26 protein-coding genes are annotated in these 18,306 nt (G+C 69.9%); 15 read left to right on the top strand and 11 right to left on the bottom strand.

Translation table 11 applies throughout. The annotated features are described in order from the left end of the window. Positions 1-130 precede the first annotated feature (130 nt). On the top strand, positions 131-1,189 hold the full coding sequence (locus tag ACWPWV_RS19755) for a PDDEXK nuclease domain-containing protein (protein WP_454044678.1): 1,059 nt from the start codon (positions 131-133) through the stop codon (positions 1,187-1,189). Between the two features lie 117 nt (positions 1,190-1,306). Here the strand turns inward: ACWPWV_RS19755 and ACWPWV_RS19760 are convergent, their stop codons facing one another. Then, a complete protein-coding gene (locus ACWPWV_RS19760; protein WP_454044679.1) occupies positions 1,307-2,008 on the bottom strand; it encodes a restriction endonuclease in 702 nt (233 codons plus the stop codon). A 239-nt stretch (positions 2,009-2,247) separates the two neighbouring features. Here ACWPWV_RS19760 and ACWPWV_RS19765 point away from each other — a divergent pair, with 239 nt between their 5' ends. Then, positions 2,248-2,991, top strand: coding sequence for a YfbU family protein (locus tag ACWPWV_RS19765; protein ID WP_454044680.1), 744 nt, complete (start codon positions 2,248-2,250; stop codon positions 2,989-2,991). 134 nt (positions 2,992-3,125) lie between these two features. Here the strand turns inward: ACWPWV_RS19765 and ACWPWV_RS19770 are convergent, their stop codons facing one another. After that, a complete protein-coding gene (locus ACWPWV_RS19770) occupies positions 3,126-3,803 on the bottom strand; it encodes a hypothetical protein (RefSeq protein ID WP_454044681.1) in 678 nt (225 codons plus the stop codon). A 77-nt stretch (positions 3,804-3,880) separates the two neighbouring features. Between ACWPWV_RS19770 and ACWPWV_RS19775 the strand changes: the two genes are divergently transcribed. From ACWPWV_RS19775 to ACWPWV_RS19795, 5 genes are all read left to right on the top strand, one after another. Then, a complete protein-coding gene (locus ACWPWV_RS19775) occupies positions 3,881-4,198 on the top strand; it encodes a hypothetical protein (protein ID WP_454044682.1) in 318 nt (105 codons plus the stop codon). Between the two features lie 58 nt (positions 4,199-4,256). Beyond that, positions 4,257-4,604, top strand: a complete 348-nt coding sequence (locus tag ACWPWV_RS19780) for a hypothetical protein (RefSeq protein WP_454044683.1) — start codon at positions 4,257-4,259, stop codon at positions 4,602-4,604. A gap of 56 nt (positions 4,605-4,660) precedes the next feature. After that, the gene (locus ACWPWV_RS19785) at positions 4,661-4,870 is read left to right on the top strand and encodes a hypothetical protein (RefSeq protein ID WP_454044684.1); all 210 of its coding nucleotides are present in this window, start codon (positions 4,661-4,663) and stop codon (positions 4,868-4,870) included. A 165-nt stretch (positions 4,871-5,035) separates the two neighbouring features. After that, complete coding sequence (locus tag ACWPWV_RS19790; RefSeq protein WP_454044685.1) at positions 5,036-5,359, top strand: histone-like nucleoid-structuring protein Lsr2; 324 nt, start codon at positions 5,036-5,038, stop codon at positions 5,357-5,359. A gap of 330 nt (positions 5,360-5,689) precedes the next feature. Beyond that, positions 5,690-6,610: a restriction endonuclease gene (locus tag ACWPWV_RS19795; protein ID WP_454044686.1), complete on the top strand. Its 921-nt coding sequence runs from the start codon at positions 5,690-5,692 to the stop codon at positions 6,608-6,610. A gap of 342 nt (positions 6,611-6,952) precedes the next feature. Here ACWPWV_RS19795 and ACWPWV_RS19800 read toward each other — a convergent pair whose 3' ends face one another. The 6 genes from ACWPWV_RS19800 to ACWPWV_RS19825 all read right to left on the bottom strand — a co-directional run bounded on the left by ACWPWV_RS19800 (position 6,953) and on the right by ACWPWV_RS19825 (position 11,124). After that, complete coding sequence (locus tag ACWPWV_RS19800; protein ID WP_454044687.1) at positions 6,953-7,366, bottom strand: hypothetical protein; 414 nt, start codon at positions 7,364-7,366, stop codon at positions 6,953-6,955. After that, positions 7,363-7,614, bottom strand: a complete 252-nt coding sequence (locus ACWPWV_RS19805; RefSeq protein ID WP_454044688.1) for a helix-turn-helix domain-containing protein — start codon at positions 7,612-7,614, stop codon at positions 7,363-7,365. Before ACWPWV_RS19805 ends, ACWPWV_RS19800 begins: the two co-directional genes overlap by 4 nt. Positions 7,615-7,627: 13 nt before the next feature. Further along, a complete protein-coding gene (locus tag ACWPWV_RS19810) occupies positions 7,628-8,272 on the bottom strand; it encodes a restriction endonuclease (RefSeq protein WP_454044689.1) in 645 nt (214 codons plus the stop codon). 188 nt (positions 8,273-8,460) lie between these two features. Continuing rightward, complete coding sequence (locus ACWPWV_RS19815) at positions 8,461-8,721, bottom strand: hypothetical protein (protein WP_454044690.1); 261 nt, start codon at positions 8,719-8,721, stop codon at positions 8,461-8,463. Then, positions 8,718-9,239: a recombinase family protein gene (locus ACWPWV_RS19820; protein ID WP_454044691.1), complete on the bottom strand. Its 522-nt coding sequence runs from the start codon at positions 9,237-9,239 to the stop codon at positions 8,718-8,720. The genes ACWPWV_RS19815 and ACWPWV_RS19820 overlap by 4 nt, the downstream gene beginning before the upstream one ends. 124 nt (positions 9,240-9,363) lie before the next feature. Continuing rightward, positions 9,364-11,124: an FAD-dependent oxidoreductase gene (locus ACWPWV_RS19825; RefSeq protein ID WP_435737714.1), complete on the bottom strand. Its 1,761-nt coding sequence runs from the start codon at positions 11,122-11,124 to the stop codon at positions 9,364-9,366. A 58-nt stretch (positions 11,125-11,182) separates the two neighbouring features. Here ACWPWV_RS19825 and ACWPWV_RS19830 point away from each other — a divergent pair, with 58 nt between their 5' ends. Together ACWPWV_RS19830 and ACWPWV_RS19835 are read left to right on the top strand one after the other, a co-directional pair. Then, entirely contained in the window at positions 11,183-11,344 is a 162-nt protein-coding gene (locus ACWPWV_RS19830) for a hypothetical protein (RefSeq protein ID WP_453680424.1), read from the top strand. Positions 11,345-11,369: 25 nt separating this feature from the next. Then, positions 11,370-11,630: a metal-sensing transcriptional repressor gene (locus ACWPWV_RS19835; RefSeq protein WP_435737713.1), complete on the top strand. Its 261-nt coding sequence runs from the start codon at positions 11,370-11,372 to the stop codon at positions 11,628-11,630. 436 nt (positions 11,631-12,066) lie between these two features. Here the strand turns inward: ACWPWV_RS19835 and ACWPWV_RS19840 are convergent, their stop codons facing one another. From ACWPWV_RS19840 to ACWPWV_RS19850, 3 genes are read right to left on the bottom strand one after another with little or no spacing between them, the layout of a single operon-like run. After that, the gene (locus ACWPWV_RS19840) at positions 12,067-13,203 is read right to left on the bottom strand and encodes a flavin-containing monooxygenase (protein WP_454044692.1); all 1,137 of its coding nucleotides are present in this window, start codon (positions 13,201-13,203) and stop codon (positions 12,067-12,069) included. Beyond that, the gene (locus ACWPWV_RS19845; RefSeq protein WP_435737711.1) at positions 13,200-13,811 is read right to left on the bottom strand and encodes a cadmium resistance transporter; all 612 of its coding nucleotides are present in this window, start codon (positions 13,809-13,811) and stop codon (positions 13,200-13,202) included. Before ACWPWV_RS19845 ends, ACWPWV_RS19840 begins: the two co-directional genes overlap by 4 nt. Further along, positions 13,805-14,170, bottom strand: a complete 366-nt coding sequence (locus tag ACWPWV_RS19850) for a metalloregulator ArsR/SmtB family transcription factor (RefSeq protein WP_435738944.1) — start codon at positions 14,168-14,170, stop codon at positions 13,805-13,807. The genes ACWPWV_RS19845 and ACWPWV_RS19850 overlap by 7 nt, the downstream gene beginning before the upstream one ends. A gap of 158 nt (positions 14,171-14,328) precedes the next feature. Between ACWPWV_RS19850 and ACWPWV_RS19855 the strand changes: the two genes are divergently transcribed. The 6 genes from ACWPWV_RS19855 to ACWPWV_RS19880 form a co-directional block, all read left to right on the top strand. Further along, the gene (locus ACWPWV_RS19855; RefSeq protein ID WP_435737710.1) at positions 14,329-14,538 is read left to right on the top strand and encodes a hypothetical protein; all 210 of its coding nucleotides are present in this window, start codon (positions 14,329-14,331) and stop codon (positions 14,536-14,538) included. A 120-nt stretch (positions 14,539-14,658) separates the two neighbouring features. Next, positions 14,659-15,219: a hypothetical protein gene (locus ACWPWV_RS19860; protein WP_435737709.1), complete on the top strand. Its 561-nt coding sequence runs from the start codon at positions 14,659-14,661 to the stop codon at positions 15,217-15,219. Between the two features lie 214 nt (positions 15,220-15,433). Further along, entirely contained in the window at positions 15,434-16,447 is a 1,014-nt protein-coding gene (gene trxB / locus ACWPWV_RS19865) for a thioredoxin-disulfide reductase (protein WP_454044693.1), read from the top strand. Continuing rightward, the gene (gene trxA, locus ACWPWV_RS19870; protein WP_454044694.1) at positions 16,444-16,767 is read left to right on the top strand and encodes a thioredoxin; all 324 of its coding nucleotides are present in this window, start codon (positions 16,444-16,446) and stop codon (positions 16,765-16,767) included. Before trxB ends, trxA begins: the two co-directional genes overlap by 4 nt. Beyond that, positions 16,764-17,870 carry an ACR3 family arsenite efflux transporter gene (gene arsB / locus ACWPWV_RS19875; protein ID WP_454044695.1) on the top strand — a complete coding sequence of 369 codons (1,107 nt, stop codon included), beginning with the start codon at positions 16,764-16,766 and terminating at the stop codon, positions 17,868-17,870. The genes trxA and arsB overlap by 4 nt, the downstream gene beginning before the upstream one ends. Further along, positions 17,867-18,306, top strand: a 440-nt coding sequence (locus ACWPWV_RS19880; RefSeq protein ID WP_454044696.1) for an ArsR/SmtB family transcription factor, incomplete at its 3' end; no start/stop codon positions are given. The genes arsB and ACWPWV_RS19880, both read left to right, overlap by 4 nt.

Consider the following 18,306-nt stretch of genomic DNA (forward strand, 5'->3'; position numbering starts at 1 on the left):
TCTCTGCAACTCACTGCCGCACATGCCTTCAGCTGGCCCCGACACCCTGCTGGAAGCCTGGATTTTTGCTCGGACACGTCGACGCATCGTTGCGGGTTGGGCGTGGGAGTGGTTCGGCAGGGTGTGGCGCATGACGTCGTCGGGGAGCGAGCTCGAGCCGGTCGGGTATGCCGAGTTGTTGGCCGATCTGAAGGCGCGAGTGCGCGCGACGCAGTTCCGCGCCGCCCGGGCGGCGAACTCCGAGGTGCTGCGCCTGTCCTGGTCGGTCGGACGCGACATCCTCGACCGACAGCGCGACGCCGGGTGGGGGAGCCGGGTGATCGACCGTCTCTCGGCGGATCTGCGGCGAGAGTTCCCCGACCAGCGCGGCTGGTCGCCGTCGAACCTGAAGAACATGCGGCGCATCGCCGAGGTGTGGCCCACGGCCGAGGAGTTTGGCCAACAGGCCGTTGGCCGATTGCCGGGGGGGCACGTCGTCGTCCTGCTGGAACGCCTCGAGTCTCGCGAGGCGCGGGACTGGTACGCCGCGAGTGCCGCCGAGTACGGCTGGTCGCGCGCGGTGCTCGAGCACCAGATCAAGGCCGACCTGCGCCGCGCCGTCGGGGCGGCGCCGACGAACTTCACCGATGCGCTCGAGGCTCCGGATTCTGAGCGGGCGCAGCAGCTGGTCAAGGACCCGTATGTGTTCGAGCACCTGGACCTGGTTGAGCGCCTGGCGGAGCGGGACGTCGAGCAGGCGCTGATGGACCGGCTGCAGGACACGATGCTCGAGCTCGGTCGCGGCATGGCGTTCGTCGGACGCCAGGTACGCCTGACGGTGCCGGACGACGCGAGCGACCGCGTGGGCGAGTTCTTCGTCGACCTCCTGTTCTTCCACGTCCTGCAGCTGCGGTATGTCGTGGTCGAGCTCAAGGTGGGCAAGTTCGAGCCCGCCCACGTCGGTCAGCTCGGGACGTACGTCGCGATCGTCGACGACCAGTTCCGTCAGCCCGAGATCCACGCGCCGACGGTCGGGATCCTGCTGGTGACCGGTAAGGCTGGCGCGACGGTGCGGTACGCGCTGGCCGGTACCCGGGTGCCGATCGCCGTGGCGGACTACCAGGGCCTGCCGGCGGACGCCCGCGGCGCACTGCCGTCGGCGGCTGAGCTCGAGGCCGTCATCGAGGACGAGCTCGACCACCGGGCCTGAGCCCTCAGAACCCCTTCTGACCAGCCTAAACGCGACGCCGATAAGTTACCTTATGTCCGATTGGCGAGGATTGCGAGTGTCTCGGGGCCGCCCCTGCGCCGTACGCGTCGTGGCGCATTAGGCGTTTGCTGCTTCAAAGGCGACCAGCCCTGTCTCGAGCTCGTCCAGAGCGGCTGCAAACCCGTCAATGAAGGTCGCCATGCCCTGCGCTCGACGCGGCTTGCCGCTGGCGAAGTCCCACGCGTATGGCGCCGGCCAGCGCCCCATCTCCGCTCGTCGCAGCCCGTCCTCGGCGATGGCTGCCGCCGCGTGCAGTTGAAGGAAGTCCCAGTTCGCTGCGGAGGGCTTTCGGTACGATCTGCTGAAGCCCTGGCCACGCTTCTCCGTGTGGCCGATCTTGCTGAGCCGCTCCCTCAGGTGCCCAAGGTGCAGTCGGTGGTCGGCCAATCGCAGCGCGAGCCGCTCGTCATCCGAGTCCTCGCGAAGAGCGGCAAGACTCGTGAGGGTGATGTTGCTTCGATAGGCCACCTGGCCGGCCCCGGCTTGGAAACCCTTCTCGCTGAGCAGCAGTCCACGGTCGGCGCCAACGTTGCGTACGATCTCTGCCAGCGCTGAGACGTGAAGCTTGCTCACTCGTCGCTTCCAGTGCTTGCACTCGACCACCCAGAGCTGGTCCAGGCCGGCGCGACGGCTGCGCACGACGACATCAATGTCGTGACCGCCTCGCACGCCTTCGAGGTGCTTATCCGTCTCCGCCTCCAGTCCCAAGGTGCGGAAGAACGCAGCGGACTCCTCTTGGTACTCCTTCCACTTCGCCACCCGCCCAGTGTGCCGGGCGGCGCGACTCTATGCCGAGGAAGCGCCCGAGCTGGCGCGCCGCGGCCTCGCGATAGTGCGCCCGAGAGAGCTCGGTGTTTTGCCCTCACATGGTCACGCACTCGCTACCCCTTGTGCCCTGTGGGCAATGAGGTAGTCTGTCTGCATCGCAGTACATACACGTATGCACGGCACGTACTCAGACGATTCGGGAGCCCAATATGAAGACGCTGACAGTTCGAATGGATGACACTGACTACGACGAGTTGGGGCGCATCGCGCGCTCTCGCGGGGTCTCGCTGAGCGACCTGGCCCGTGAAACTCTCGGCACGCTGCTCACGGTCGACCCCGCTGACGCCGACGAGGTGCGCTTCCGCACGGGCACCCCTGAGTCGCTGAGCGCGATCGACCGTCGCCAACTGTCCTTGCTTCACCGCATCATGTCCTACTTGGTCCCCGACGACGCGAGCTCCGAGGACGGCGACCCCGACTTCCAGCGGAAGCGTGCCGAGGTCCTCGAGATGGGGTGGGTGTCGGAGTACTCGGACGAGTTCTACGAGATCCGTCCCGAGATGCCGCGCAGCGAGAGCGACTTCGTCATGGACGTGCTCGACATGTTCACGCAGCTCGAGTGGAGCTACGGCGAGCTCTCGGGAGACGAGCGTAAGGCTCTGGCCGAGGAGGCCAAGTACGGGCTGAAGTTCGGCGGGTTCGACTTCAACAACCGACGAGAGGGCCGTATGGCGAGCTACGCCAAGTACCTCATCGACGAGGGCAAGTGGGAGCACATGGCGAAGTACTTCGACGACGACCACGAGCGCGGCAACTCGCACATGCCGACCATCGACATGTACACCCGCATGCTCGAGGAGTTCCGCCCCATCTGGCGTCAGAAAGTGCAGGCTGCTCGCCACGGTGAGTACAACCTCACCACCACGGAGATCCGCCGGGTGCTCGATGCCCGGACTCACCCGGACAGCCGCTGAGAACCGCGCCCGCTCATTCCTGGCTTCTGGGCGCCTGCGCATCCTCGAGCGGCATCTCAGAGCGCACACCACAGCAGCCAGTGGCCGTACCGGCAAGCGGACCTGATCGCTAAGGGCCAGTTCGAGCGCTAGCCCTACCCGACGAGGCGCAGCGGACGCCGGGCCGATGCGGCAGGTCGTGCCTGGCCCTCGACGGGGGCGACGAGCATCTCGCCCGGTGTGGGCAAGGTGAGCGTCCACCGTTCCGTGTTGCCGTTTGTGAGGCGCGCGACGTCGAGCTCGCAGCGTCGTAGGTAGCCGGCACCCTGGTTGGCACCGGACCAGCGGTGCGCGACGACGTCGAGACGTACCGCTGCTTGCTCCCACGTGCCCGTGCTGACCAGGCCGACGCCGCGCTCCCGGGCGCGGGCGAGGAGTCGGCGGCGCTCAGATGGGGTGAGCCGGGCGTCGGGCCCGAGGACCACGTACGCCATGCCGTCGAGCAGCGCGGCGACGGCTGCAGCAGGGTTCGCCTTCACTCTCGGGACCAAGGCGACTCGCTCGAGCGCGACGCCGGCGTCGTGGGCCGCGAGGATCCCGATGTCGGGCGCGCCGACGACCGCGACCCAGTCCGAGGAACCTTGCGAGGACGCGAGCAGCGCGAGCAGGAGCGACGTCGAGCCCTGCACGACGCTCGCCGCGCCGCGGGGCAGGCGGCCGTCGTCGAGGATCGCCCCGAGCGGCCGCGGGCTGTCGTCGACGTCGACGACAGCGGGCGCCGAGGAGCGGACGCCGGTGCGCAGCTCGGCGGCCACCAGCGCGCGCCGAGCCACTTCCAGTGGGTCCGCTACCGTCGTGCTCACCCGTCCAGTATCGAACACCAGTTCGAACCGGGCTCTACGATGAGCGGGTGAGCACGTCGTCCGACCCGCCGGTCTGGCGGCCACCGGGCGCCGACTCCCGGTGGTCCGTCACCACCCCGCTGAACGCGGAACGCCCCGAACACGTGCCGCTCAAGCCGCAGGGGTCGGTGCCCGTCATTGCGCACCTGTTGTGGGCCACGCACGAGGAGTTCATGCCCGGTCGCGCGGTGCGGTGGACGGCCGGGCACGTCATGGTCGCGCTCGTTGACGTCGACGCTCCCGGTGGCGCGCGCGAGAACTACGTCTGGCTGCCCGCACGGGACGTGTTCCGGACCCTGCCGCGGCGGCCCCGGCTCGGGACCTGAGGCTGGGCGCTCCCCTAGCACGAGGGCGTGTCGCCGACGGCTCTGCCACCATCGACAGATGGCACCTGCCGACCGCCCGACCCGAGACACGAGGTACCTGTGGTTCGGCCTCGTGCTGGGCCTGGCCGGCCTGATCATCGGGGAGTCGCTTCTTGGCGACGCATCGTTGTGGTTCCCGGGGATGCTGATCGGTTGGATCATCGGCCTGCTGGTCTTCCGTCCCGACGGTCTCGGGCCAAGAGCCGCCCTCTTGGCCGCCACTCTCGCAGTGGCCGGGGCCGTCATCGACCTCCTGGTCCCCGGTCCACCGCGAGTGCCGATGTGGGTGCTCGGGCTGGCCGTCGGCGCGATGTTGGGGTTGCTCCTCGACATGCGCGCGCACCGTCAGCCCAGCGACACGACCTGACGCAACCGCCACCGTCGAACCGGGCGTACGCCCGCCGGCACACCTACCGTGGGCGGATGGCCAAGGAGACGGCGGGCAGGCTCGGTCTATGGTGCGCGATGCTCGGTTCCGCCTGCTCCATGACGGCCATGATCCTCAACGGCACGGCGGACGGGTGGAACCCGCTCAACGTGAGCCTTGCAGTCGTCGCCGGCGCTGTGGTGCTCGTGGCGATCGCCGAGCTCGTCCGGCAGCGCCGAAGTCTGCCCCGTGACCGGGACGTCTGATGGATCGCCGCTGGCGAAAACGAATGCTCTGGATCGCCCTGGGGTACGTGGTGATCGGCATCGTGTTCGCGGTCCTCATGGCGGTGACGGGGAGCTTCCCTTCCACGTGGTGACCGGCCGACGCGGTTGGTGCGCTCGGTGCCTGGTGTGCGGGAGCATGGTCGCGTGGCTCAGCAGAAGCGTGTGATCGTGACCGACGACCTCGACGGGACCGAGGGTGCCAAGACGTACCGGTTCGCGTGGCAGGACGCCACGTACGAGATCGACCTGACCGACGCCCACCGCGATGAGCTGCTGCGCGCGCTCGCGCCCTACATCGACGCCGGCCACCGCGTCGGGAGGGGCCGCCGGGGCGCATCGACGTCATCGACGAGCGCGCGTGGTGAGGACCAGGGCGCAGTGCGCGCCTGGGCGCGGGACAACGGGCACGAGGTCTCCGACCGTGGCCGCATCCCGACCAAGGTGCTCGAGGCGTACCGCGCGCGCTGACGTGGCTGGGCGGCGCGCTGCGACGGCGCTAAGGCGACGGGATCGACGAGCGCGGGCGAGTCGTTGCGTACGTTCCCCACGGCCGGGCAGACCTCGACGGGTTGTAGGTGTGGCTCGGGGACGCGGCGCAGCAGCGCGTCGGCGTCGCCGGTATCGGTGAGGTCGGGGTCGGGTCGAGCAAGGCGTCCCACAGGTCCTCGGGTAGCAGCAGCGGGGAGCGGCCGTGGAATCCCGCCGCGGCCAACCGATGGGAGGGAGTTACCAGTAACGACGGCTGACGGTGGTCCGCACGCGACAGTGTGTGGCGTCGCCGTCCGTATGATCCACGCCATGATGTCGCCGCAGCACGCGCACCGTGTGGTGGTGCAGACCCCAGACGACGCAGAGCATCTGGCAGCCGGGTACATGCAGTGGCTTGGTCTGGATGACGCACGCGTTACGCCGCGCGGCGCGGACGGAGGGATCGACGTGCGTTCGTCGCGCGCGATCGCCCAGGTGAAGTACCGAAGCAACATCACGGGGCGACCTGATCTTCAGAGACTGTTCGGAGCTCGCGGCCACGCCAGCCATCTCGACTTGTTCTTTTTCGCCTACGTCGGGTACTCCGGCCAAGCGTTGCAGTATGCCGGTGACGTCGGGATGCTGCTGTTCGAGTACGACGTCACGGGCGCGGTGGCGCCGGTGAACGACCTGGCGCGTCGAGCACATCTTGGTGCGGTTGCGCGGGACCGCGCCCATCGGCCGGTGACGAGTACGGCGGCCCAGATCTTGAGGCGAGGAGGACCTTGGGGTGGCGTCGAGATCGCGGTCATCACCGGCGCTCTCACGTTCGCTGTGCTCGCCGTCCTCTTCGCGCTGATCGGATTCGCCACCGATGACGCCGACGCCTTCGTGGTCATGTTCGTGGCGGGGATTCTCGCCGCGGCATGCTTCGTCGGCCTCGTGCGCAGCCGACGCCCCAAGAAGTTGCGCCGGCAGAAACCGGCGTCCTCGGTCGTCAGCTCACCGCCGGTAGTGGTGGCGCCCCGGCGCGCTAGTGGAGTGGCGTGCGAGTACGACCACGAGACGCGGGCGGTGCGTCGCATCCTCGTGAGCACCACGGGAGGCACTGTGGTGTTCGCGCGCAGTGACGGTGGACATAGCACGAGCCTCGAAGGATTCTCCGGGTTCGCGGATCCGGAAGAGGTACGTGAGGCGCGTGCGCGTGCGCGGGCGGAGCTGGCGCATCTCGGGCAAACGTCCTGGCTCTGAGGGCGGTGCGAGACGCGGGTCTGCTGCACGGATAGGTGACAGGTGATCTCAGGCGGTGAGTGCGACCCGGGTCAGGCTCCCTCCGCGAGCATCTGGCTGGACCGGACGTAGACACCACAGTCACCGCTCAGGGGCGTCACGTGCGCGTCATCGAACCGGTGCCACACCGCGCACGCCTCAGCCTCCTGCGGTGTCCTGATGTGCTCACCGGACGTCCATGCCACGGCCGAGGGGTACAAGGTGACGGGGTCGATGAGCGGGCGGTCTCGCGCGACGTAGACCTCTGACTGGCGAGCTAGAAGAAGGGCCGAAGTGATCGGGCTCGCCTCCAGCACCGCCGGCCTACCTGCCCTCACGGCACGTGCGGCACCGCCGGCGCCCGTCCGACGGGTAAACGATCGTGTTCTCGGGCGTGTACTCGTGCCCGTGAGGGCAATGCGTCTTGGCCGCCTGGTGACCACCGGACCCGACACCGTCGACGCTCCCAGTCCGGTGCCACCGGTTGTAGTGCAGCCGGCACCAGCCGCGCGCGACCGCGCGTAGGTCGCAGCCGTCGACCGTGCATGCTCGCGCTCGGCGGCCGCGGGCCGGCGCTGTCATCGCGAAGTGCGCGCGCACCTGGTCGGCCTGCTCCTCGTCGAGGATCCATCGGCCCTCGAACGGCGGCGGGAACGTCGCGCGCAGCCACGCGTACACCGCCGCCCGGGAGACCCCGACCTCGGCCGCGAGGTCCGACGGCGTGTGAAGTGACGTCACGCGCGCTCCTCCCCGACGGGCTGGGCACCGCGACCACGCCGCGGTGTCCCGGTGCGGTCCAGGCTGCGCCGCACCGCCGTCTGCGTGCGCCCCGTCAGCTCCCCGACCTCGCGAAGCGACCGTCCGGCCGCGTACTGCTCGGCCACGAACCGGTCGAACCTGTCCCGCTGAAACAGGTTGTGCCCGTTCTTGACGTCGCCTCGGAACTGCGGCAGCACCTCGAGCACGGGACGCGACGGGTACGGCACGGGACGACCGTACTCAGGCACCAGCCAGCGCGTGCAATCGTTGAAGGATCGCGTCGAGTTCGGAGACTGTGGCGATCAACGGGAGCACAGCGGCACGGGACTGTGTCGTCTCGAGTTCCCCCACGACCTCTACCATCCGGCGCGAGAGACGCCCGATCTCTTCGAGTTCCTCGGGGGTCATCGCCTCGGCAATGTCGCGGACCCGAGCGCTCGCCACACCTACGTCGTTGAGTACCGCCTGAGCGTAGCGCTGCACGTTCTCGACGAATTCGGCCCCGGCCGGGCTCGACGGCGCGCGGCTGAGGGGTACGAACCCACCGCGCACCAGCGACTCGGCGTGGGTTGAAACGGGGACCACCTCACCCTCCGCGGAGTACCAGAAGAGCGCGACCCGCAATACTTCGGACGTTGCCAGCGCGGCCCGTGTGAACCCGTTCAAGGCGTACACGAGCGCCCAATCCGCCCCAGGAGCTGTACCCCGAAGCTGCTGAACGACCGGACTGCCGACGGGCGTTGCGTAGTGCTTCACCTGCGCGGTGCCGCCGGTCGCCGCGACGTCGATCCCGCCGTCCGGTCCAGAGACGGTCACCGCCGCGTCTGTGAAGCCGAGAGACCGCATGTGCTCTGCAGCGAACCGCTCCGCCGACTCCCAGTCCATCGGCGTCGTCGACGGACGTGGCCCTGATGGTGGAGCCACCCCACCGGGAAGGTACTTCCCGCACAACCGGTGGCAGGAGGCACCGGCCCGCGGACCGTCGCACCGCCAACCAAGGACGTGACGGTCCTTCAGGTGTCCGCAGGTGCGGCAGTAGTCGTTCACGCCCACGGGCAGCCCAGCACGCCGCGCTAGTTCTTGCGGGATGAAGTGCTCGAGTAGCACTCGACCGAGCGCAGGTCCTCGTTGGCGTCGTCGATCGCCGGGTCCTTCGGCTCCATGTGATTGCGAATTTCGAAGAGCTCGGGGCAGTCGGCGCCCTCGTCGAAGGCGGCGCTAAACGTTGCGTAGGACGCGACACGGTCCTCGTCTTTCGAGTCGTCGCCGCTCGAGCAAGAACTCGTCAAGGCCACACCGCACAGGAGGGCGGCGCACACGGCCATTCGTCTCATGCTGGCGACTGTAGACCGCCAGCCGAGAGCTCCCGCGCCTCCCTCCGGGTGAACTCCGGGTCACTCCCAGTGGTGAGCCCTTCCGGCGCGGCAGAGTCCTCCAGAGCAGTGACGCTCGCCAGGTGTCGGTACAGGGTGTCTCGGGATACCATGAGCCGGCCGGTCGCGCTCGAGGTGTCGATCGTCTCCGTGAGCGATCGCAGCGTCACGCCGCGCTCGTCGAGGTCGCGCACGAGGCGCGCGACGTGCGCCGCGGACCGGCCGAGCCGGTCGAGCTTCGTCACGACGAGCGTGTCCCCCTCGCGTAGCTGCGCGAGGAGCCGGCCGAGTTCGGGGCGGTCCTCGCGGATGCCCGAAGCCTTCTCCACGACGACGTCGCGCGCGTCGACGCCGCCGGCGCCTGTCAGCGCATCGACCTGGGCGTCCAGATTCTGCGCCGTCGTGGAGACCCGGGCGTACCCGTAGGTGTGCGTCATGCGGTGACCGTAGCGAAAACTCTGGATCGCGTTTTGCGACACCAGGGGTTTTCGGACACTAGTTCTGCGACATGTTCTCTCGGCGTGTCGCGACGGGGATTGCGGTGTACGAAAAACGGTCGGTTTTGCGATGCCGGAGAACCGCGTGAGGTGCGCTGGCCGAAACTCAGGCAGCGACCAGTGTTGTTCGTAGATTCGCGTTCGCCAGTGCTGCGGTTCCGTCGCGCCAGGTGAGGTAGCCGCCGTCGAGGTTGCGGACGTCGTAGCCGAGCTGGTCGAGCAGGCGCGCGGCGGTGTGGCCACGCTGGCCGACTTGGCAGTGCACGACGACCGGCGCCTCGGTGGAGATCTCCGCGGTGGCGCGGGCGCGGAGCTCGTCGAGGGGCACGTTGACGGCGGGCCGTCCGTGCGCGGTGCGCACGGTGCCGCGCGCGTGCTCGTCCGGCGTCCGGACGTCGACGACGGTCGCGCCGTCCTCGACCAGCGCGTCGAGCTCGTGCCACTGCACGGTCCGGGTGTGCCCGGTGCGGAGGTTGTCGGCGACGTACCCGAGCATGTTGACCGGGTCCTTCGCCGATCCGTAGGCCGGGGCGTAGGCGAGCTCGAGGTCTGCCAGGTCGGACGCGGTGAGCCCGCCGGAGATCGCGGTGGCGATGACGTCGATGCGCTTGTCGACGCCGTCGCGTCCGACGCCCTGCGCGCCGAGGATCAGGTCGGTCTCTGGGTCGATGAGGAGCTTGAGCGCCATCTGCTCGGCGCCCGGGTAGTAGCCCGCGTGCTGGGTGGGGTGGGTATGGATGGCGCGGTACGGGCGCCCCTCGGCGCGTAGACGCTTCTCGTTGCGGCCCACCACGGCGGCGGTCAGGCCAAAGACGCCGACGACCGCGGTGCCGACGGACGGGCGCAGGGTGCGAGGGCGTCCCAGGATCACGTCGGCGACGTGTCGGCCGTGCCGGTTGGCGAGGTTGGCGAGCGGGACGAGCGTGGTCGCGGCATGGTCTGGCCCGTCCGCACCGGCTGCGGCGAGCGCGTCGCGCTTGGTCGCGGCGTCCCCCACCGCGTAGACGTCCGGCACGGAGGTGCGCAGGTCGTCGTCGACGAGGATCCCGCCGCGCGGCCCGGTTCGCGCACCCGCGCGGACGGCGAGCTCGACGTCCGGGCGCACCCCGATGGCGGCGACCACGACGTCGGCGGCCACGGTGCCGAGGGCCTGGCCCGCGGCGTCGGTCAGCTCGACCGTCCGGGCGCCCACCGCGGCGACCTGAGCGGACGTGCGCACGTCGACGCCGTGCGCCTCCAGCTCGCGCTGCACGCGCACCGCCATCTCGGGGTCGAGCGGGGCCAGGACCTGGTCGGCGAGCTCGACGAGCGTCACGTCGAGGCCGCGGCGGACGAGGTTCTCCGCGACCTCCACGCCGACGAACCCGGCGCCGATCACGACGGCGGTGCGGGCCGGAGACCCGTCTTCGCCCCCGTGGTCGATCGCCCCGACGAGCCGGTCGACGTCCGCGACGTCCCGCAGCACGAGGGCGCGGTCGACCCCCGGCACCTCAGGGACGATGGGGCGGGCGCCCGGGCTCAGCACGAGCCGGTCGTAGGACTCGAGGTACTCCTGCCCCGTCGACAGATCGCGCACCGTGACGCTGTGCCCTGCGGCGTCCACGCCCATCACGCGGCTGCGCACGCGGACGTCGAGGCGGAAGCGCGCGGCGAGCGACGCGGGCGTCTGCAGGAGGAGCGCGTCCCGATCCTCGATGATCCCGCCCGCGTGGTACGGCAGGCCGCAGTTCGCGAACGAGACGTGCTCCCCTGCCTCGAGAACGACGATCTCGGCGGTCTCCGACAGGCGGCGCAGCCGCGTGGCCGCGGACATGCCCGCGGCTACTCCACCGACGACGACGATCTTCAGCGACTTCTTCTCCGACATGACTCCAGGATACCCCCCGGGGTATTGTGTCGGGAACGACCGACCGAGGAGGACCACGATGTGCCAGGCAGCGACCTGCAGGCAGTGCGGCAAGACGACGTGGAGCGGCTGCGGCCAGCACGTCGACCAGGTGATGCAGGACGTGCCGCGCGGCGAGCGCTGCGAGGGGCACCCGGAGCGGCCGGGCACCTCTTTTCTCGCCCGGCTGTTCGGGCGCTGACGGCAGCCCGACGGGAGGAACCGATATGCAGCTCGACCAGGACGAGATGAAGAAGGTCTCGAACCGCCTCAAGCGCGCACAGGGTCAGTTGGCCGCCGTTGTGCGGATGGTTGACGAGGGCGGTGACTGCGCCGACGTCGTCACGCAGCTCGCGGCCGTCTCGAAAGCCCTCGACCGGGCCGGGTTCGCGATCATCGCGTCCGGCCTCAAGCAGTGCCTCACGGACGAGGAGAACGGCCCCGATGACGTCCAGCGGCTGGAGAAGCTCTTCCTCTCGCTCACCTGACGAGGGGGTTCCGCACCCAAGGGCGGTCCGGTGTTCGACCTCGCGTTGCTGGCGCACATCGGCGCAGGGCTGACGGCGGTGCTCGCGGGGTTGGTCGCGTGCTCGCGCGTACGGGCGGGCAGTGGCATGTCGGGGCGGGTCGCGTGTTCCTGGGCGGGACCGTCGCTCTTTTCGCCTCGATGGTCGTGATGGTGGTGATCCGCTGGCCCGCCACGATCCACCTGGCTGTGCTCGGGGCGTCGCCCTGGCCGCTGTGCTGCTCGGGTGGCGCAACCGGCGCCGTGGCAGCAGCGACGGCGGACATATCGCGTGGATGGGCGTGGCGTACGTCGCGATGCTGACCGCGTTCTACGTCGACAACGGCCCGCACCTGCCGCTGTGGGAGCGGCTACCGGACTGGTCGTTCTGGATCCTTCCGCCCTGGTCGGGGCGCCGCTCACCGCGTGGGCAATTCGCCGACATCGTCCAGCGGCCACGACCCGGTCCGGGCCGGCACCGTAGGAAGGCTCGCGGGGCACTCGCTCGTGATGCGGCTGGCGAGGCGATCGGCGTCGCGGTGGACGTAGCCGAGCAGCGCTGAGCCGCGGTCGCGCTGCCAGGAGCGGCCGATCGTGTACAGGCCCGGGACGGGGGTCGAGCCGTCGTCGACGGCCAGTGCCCCGGCCTCGTCGAGGACGCCGGGCACGGTGACCCAGGTGTCGCCGTGCCGGTACCCGGTCGCCCACACGACGGCCACGGGCTGGACGGCGTAGCCGTCGACGAACCTCACGGTGTCGCCGGTGGCGTCCTGGGCTCGGGGGTGGAAGGTGACGGCGGCGGCGCGCAGATCACGTCGCGGGATGCCGATTACCGGCTCGTTCGCGCGCACGCGGCGCCCGACGAGCGAATCCCCGGGCGCGTGAATCGCTCGGGTGGCCGTCAACCACCAGAACAGGTCACGCCCGAGTGGCCGTTGCGGGAGCTCACGCAGGCGCGCCCCTTCGGACAGGTGCACGGACCGGCCGGCCCGGGCGAGCTCGAGCGCGATCTGGCGCCCGGAGTTCGCGCCGCCGACGACGAGCACCGCCCCGGGTGGAAGCGCGTCCGGGCGCTGGTAGTCGTCGGTATGGACCTGCACGACGGCCGGGTCGATGCCGGTCGCGAACGGTGGCGTCCAGGGACGGCCGAACGCACCGGTAGCCACGACCACCCGCGCAGCGCGGATCATCTCACCGCCGGCCAGGTGGACACGGAAGTCACCGGCATCGCCCTCGAGCCGGACGACGTCGGCGCCGGTACGCACAGGCAGCTCGAACCGGGCGGCGTAGTCCGCGAGGTACGCGGCCACCTGGTCCTTGCCCGGGTAAGACCACGCGTCGCCGGGGAACGCGAGCCCGGGCAGGGCGTCATACCGGGCGGGGGTGAACAGCCGCAGCGAGTCCCACCGGCGCGCCCAGCTCGCCCCGACGTGCGCGGCGCGCTCGAGCAGGAGCACGTCGACGCCGGCGCGGGTCAGGTAGTACCCGAGCGCGAGCCCCGCCTGCCCGGCCCCGACCACGACGACGTCATGGTCGGGGCCGGTGCTGCCGCTCACAGCAGCGAAGCGATGTGAGCCAGGGTGCCGGACTCGATGAGGATGAACACACCGAGGCCGATGAACACCACCGGCACGAGCCAGTGCTCGACCTTCTCCAGCCCCTCGGTCACCTTCTCGTTCGTGCCGATCGCGCGCGCGAGCAGGCACCACAGCGCGAGCAGGAGGAGGAACACCGCGATCGTGACCAGGGCGTCCGTCGTCGAGATGGTGCGGAACACCGGGGTGTAGATCGCGATGTTGTCCCCGCCGTTGGCGATCGTGATGCCCGCGACGCCGAGCAGCCCGACGGCCTTGAGCGCGGACTCGGCCTCATCGTCGTCGTCCTTGCCGCGCAGCGTGCGCACCAGGGCCAGCACACCGATCGCGAGCGGGATCAGGCCGAGCAGGCCCACCCACTCGTCCGGCACGATCGTCAGGCCGAGCGCCGCCAGGAAGCTGACCGCGATCAGGGTGACCAGGCCCAGGTACTGCCCGGCCACGATCTGCCACCCGCGCAGCCGCGAGGTCCCGCGCGCGGCGACAGCGAACAGGACCGTCAGGACCACAATGTCGTCGAGGTTGGTCGCGACGAACAACCCGATCGCGGCCGCGATCGTGCTCAGCACGCCGACACCTGCCCGTCCACGCCGTACGTCGGGCAGAGCGCGACCGCGCTGCCCGTCGCCGCGAGCAGCGTCTCCGCCGCCGCCAGCATGTCCAGCAGCTCCGGGCGGGCCAGCGAGTAGAACACCCGCCGCCCCTCCATGCGCCCAGCCACCAGGCCGCAGTCCTTCAAGCACGCCACGTGCGAGGACACCGTCGACTGTGCCAGCCCCAGATCAGCCGTCAGCTCCGCGACTCGCGCCTCCCCGACCGCGAGCCGGCGCACGATCGCCAACCGCGCCGGATCCCCCAACGACCGGAACAACGCGACCGCCGGCTCAACATCCACCGTGCTCGCCGCACACACCTCAGATTCTATGATCGACACAGGGCGATAATAACCGATCTTGATCGATCATCTGCTGGGCGTCCTGCCGGGCGTGGTCGATGAGCTGCGAGGTCCGCAGCCCGTGGGTGTGGGTGCTGACTGGCACTATCACAATCCAGGCGAGTCGTGACTGTGACGAGGGGATGCGCACCATGGCCAACTTCAAGTTCGACACGAAGGGTCTGGCCGACCTGGAGAAGCACCTGGAACAGCAGCTCAAGACGGTCGAGGTCGAGGCCAATCGGGCGGCTGCGCGTGAGTCGACGCCGGAGGCCAAGGCGCGAGCCTTCGCGCGGGTCCTTCGCAAGCACGGGGTCGAGAACGTCAACGAGGCGGAGATCCGTAGGAAGTTCAGTCGCTGAGCCTTCTCCTCGCTCGCGGGACCCATCACGTGCCGATCCCGGGTTCTGCGCGTCGCCGAGAAAGCCGACGCCCGGGCCGCTCGCACGGTGGTGTCGTTCGCCGTCCGTACCCTTGCGTTCGTGCCTACCAGCGTCTCGGACCGCTCCCTACGAGGCGGTCACGTGTTCGTCGATGAGAGCAAGAAGCAGGACTACCTGCTGGTCGCCGCGGTGATCATCCCCGGCGAGCTCGCGCTCGCCCGCAAGACGGTGCGGGGGCTGCAGAAGCCCGGTCAGCGGCGGTTACACATGGTCAAGGAGTCGCCGGCGCGTCAGCACACGATCTTGTCGACGCTCGGCACACTCGGGGCGCAGGTCACGATCTACCAGGCCGGCGCGGGGTACCGCACGAACATCGAACGGCGGGCGGCGTGCCTGGAGCGGCTCGTGGAGAACATCGCGGAGGCGGGCTGCGCCCGGCTGATGCTCGAGAGCGAGCAGGGCGAAGAGGAGCGCGACCGGCGGCTGCTGTACCGGGAGACGGGCCGCCGCGGGTGCCGGGATTCGCTGGCGTACGACCACGCGACCGCGGCCGCCGAGCCCTTGCTCGCGATCCCGGACGCGATCGCCTGGGCCTGGGCCCGTGGCGGTGACGCGCGCCGTCGCGCGCAGCCGCTGGTCGCCGACGTCATCCGGCTGTAGAAAGCGCGAAACCCGAGCGCCACAACCGTCCGGAAGGGTCTCGGGTTCACTTCTCGCCGCTACTGCGGTGAGCTGCCCCAATCTTAGGCACCCGCGTTGCGTACGCGCAACGAACCGCCGATCCCCACGAGGTGATCTTGGGCGGCGGCCCTTGCCAGAGTCCGTCAGCGCTTCCGTCCTTGCGGCCTACATCGAGAACTGTCAACATAGAGACATGTCGATACAAGACGTGGTGATCGTGGGTTCGGGTCCGGCGGGCTACACCGCGGCGATCTACGCGGCACGGGCGGGCTTGGCCCCGCTCGTCCTCGCGGGCTCGATCACCGCGGGCGGTGCGCTGATGAACACCACCGAGGTGGAGAACTTCCCCGGGTTCCCGGACGGGATCATGGGCCCCGAGCTCATGGAGAGCATGCGCAAGCAGGCCGAGCGGTTCGGCGCGCGGGTCGAGTGGGACGACGCGACGCTGCTCGACCTGCAGGGCCCGGTGAAGACGGTCGTGACCGGCAACGGCGAGACGTACCGGGCCCGCGCGGTCATCCTGGCGACGGGGTCGGCCTACCGTGAGCTCGGCCTGGACGACGAGAAGCGCCTGTCGGGCCGGGGCGTGTCCTGGTGCGCGACGTGCGACGGGTTCTTCTTCCGCGACCAGCACATCGCGGTCGTCGGCGGCGGTGACTCCGCGATGGAGGAGGCCACGTTCCTGACCCGGTTCGCGCAGAAGGTGACCCTCGTGCACCGGCGCGACGAGCTGCGGGCGTCGAAGATCATGGCCGACCGTGCGCTGAACGACCCGAAGATCGAGGTCGCGTGGAACAGCGAGGTCATCGGCATCGACGGCGAGAAGAAGGTCGAGGCCCTCACGCTGCGCGACACCGTGACCGGGCAGGAGCGCGAGCTGGGCGCCACGGGCCTGTTCGTCGCGATCGGCCACGAGCCGCGCACCGAGCTCGTCAAGGGACAGATCGACCTGGACGACGAGGGCTACATCCAGGTCGTGGGGCGCACCACGGCCACCAACCTCGAAGGCGTGTTCGCGTGCGGCGACGCCGTCGACCACACCTACCGCCAGGCCATCACCGCCGCCGGGTCGGGCTGCTCGGCCGCGCTCGACGCCCAGCGCTACCTCACCGAGCTCGCCGACGCCGCCGGCCTGGAAGACCTCGCCGGCACCCCCGAGGTCCCGAACCCCGACGATCTGCCGCTGGCGCTGGAGGAGATCCGATGAGCACCGTGACCGTCACCGACGACACCTTCGACGAGGTGGTCCTCGGCTCCGAGGTCCCCGTCCTGGTGGACATCTGGGCCACGTGGTGCGGCCCGTGCCGCCAGGTCGCCCCGATCCTGGCCGAGCTTGCGCAGGAGTACGACGGCAGGCTCACGATCGCCAAGCTCGACGCCGACGCCAACCCCAAGACCGTGGCCGCGGCCGGGGTCGTGTCGATCCCGACGCTGAACTTCTACGCCGGCGGCCGGCTCGTGAAGTCCGTCGTCGGTGCCCGCCCGAAGCCGGCGCTGGTCGCGGAGATCGAGGAGGTCCTCGCGTGAGCGACGCCGCGACCGCCACGCGCGGTCGCCTGTCCACGCTCGACCGGTGGCTGCCGCTGTGGATCGGGCTCGCGATGGTCGCCGGGCTCGTCCTGGGCCGGTTCGTCCCCGCCCTGTCCGAGGTGCTCACAGCGATGGAGGTCGGCGGGATCTCGGTCCCGATCGCGCTCGGCCTGCTCGTCATGATGTACCCGGTGCTGGCCAAGGTCCGCTACGACCGCGTCGGCGCGGTCACCGGCGACAAGAGGCTCTTGGTCTCCTCGCTGGTGCTGAACTGGCTGGTCGGCCCGGCGCTGATGTTCGCCCTGGCCTGGATCTTCCTGCCCGACCTGCCCGAGTACCGCACCGGGCTGATCATCGTCGGCCTGGCCCGTTGCATCGCGATGGTCGTGATCTGGAACGACCTCGCGTGCGGGGACCGGGAGGCCGCCGCGGTGCTGGTCGCGATCAACTCCGTGTTCCAGGTCGTCGCGTTCTCCCTGCTCGGGTACTTCTACCTCACCGTGCTGCCCGGGTGGCTCGGCCTGGACACCCAGGGCCTGGACGTGTCGGTCGGGCAGATCGCGCTCAACGTCCTCGTCTTCCTCGGCGTCCCGCTGGCCGCCGGGTTCGCCTCTCGCCTCGTCGGGGAACGCGCCAAGGGCCGCGCCTGGTACGAGGACCGGTTCCTGCCGAAGGTCGGACCGTGGGCGCTCTACGGGCTGCTGTTCACGATCGTGCTGCTCTTCGCCCTGCAGGGCGAGGCCGTCACCTCGAACCCGCTCGACGTGGCCCGCATCGCGCTGCCGCTGCTGGTGTACTTCGCCGCCATGTGGGGCATCGGCATCATCGTCGGCAAGACGCTCGCGCTCGGCTACGCCCGTTCCACGACGCTCGCGTTCACCGCGGCCGGCAACAACTTCGAGCTCGCGATCGCCGTCGCGATCGGCACGTTCGGCGCGACGTCGGGCCAGGCACTGGCCGGTGTCGTCGGCCCGCTCATCGAGGTCCCCGTCCTCGTCGGCCTCGTCTACGTCTCCCTGTGGCTCGCACGTCGCTGGTTCGCCGTCGACCCCTACGCTGCCCCGACTCCTGCCCGTGAGCTGGAAGAGGTGAGGTCATGACCACCGCCCCCCTGACCGTCCGTGAGCCGGACTGCGCCCCGCAGATCGAGTCCCACGCGATCGGCACCGAGGTCGCCGGCGCCGTCGCGACCACGCTCAAGGCCCTCGCAGAGCCGCTCCGACTGCGGATGCTGTCCTTCATCGCCACCTCTCCCGCCGGGGAGGCGTGCGTGTGCGACCTCGCGGCTCTCACCGACGTGTCACAGCCGACGGTGTCGCACCACCTGAAGGTGCTGCGCGACGTCGGGGTGCTGACCTCCGAACGACGCGGCACCTGGGTCTGGTATCGCATCACCCCTGGCTACAAGGGCGCGGTCTCCACCCTGCTCGAGTCCTTCGCCCCGGCCGCGCTCGAGGCGCTGGTCGCCCCGCACGAGCTCACGGGTCTGGAGGACGTCGACGCCGCGCTCGACCGCCTGGCCGCCGACCTCGCCAC

Source organism: Cellulosimicrobium sp. Marseille-Q8652, assembly GCF_965112045.1.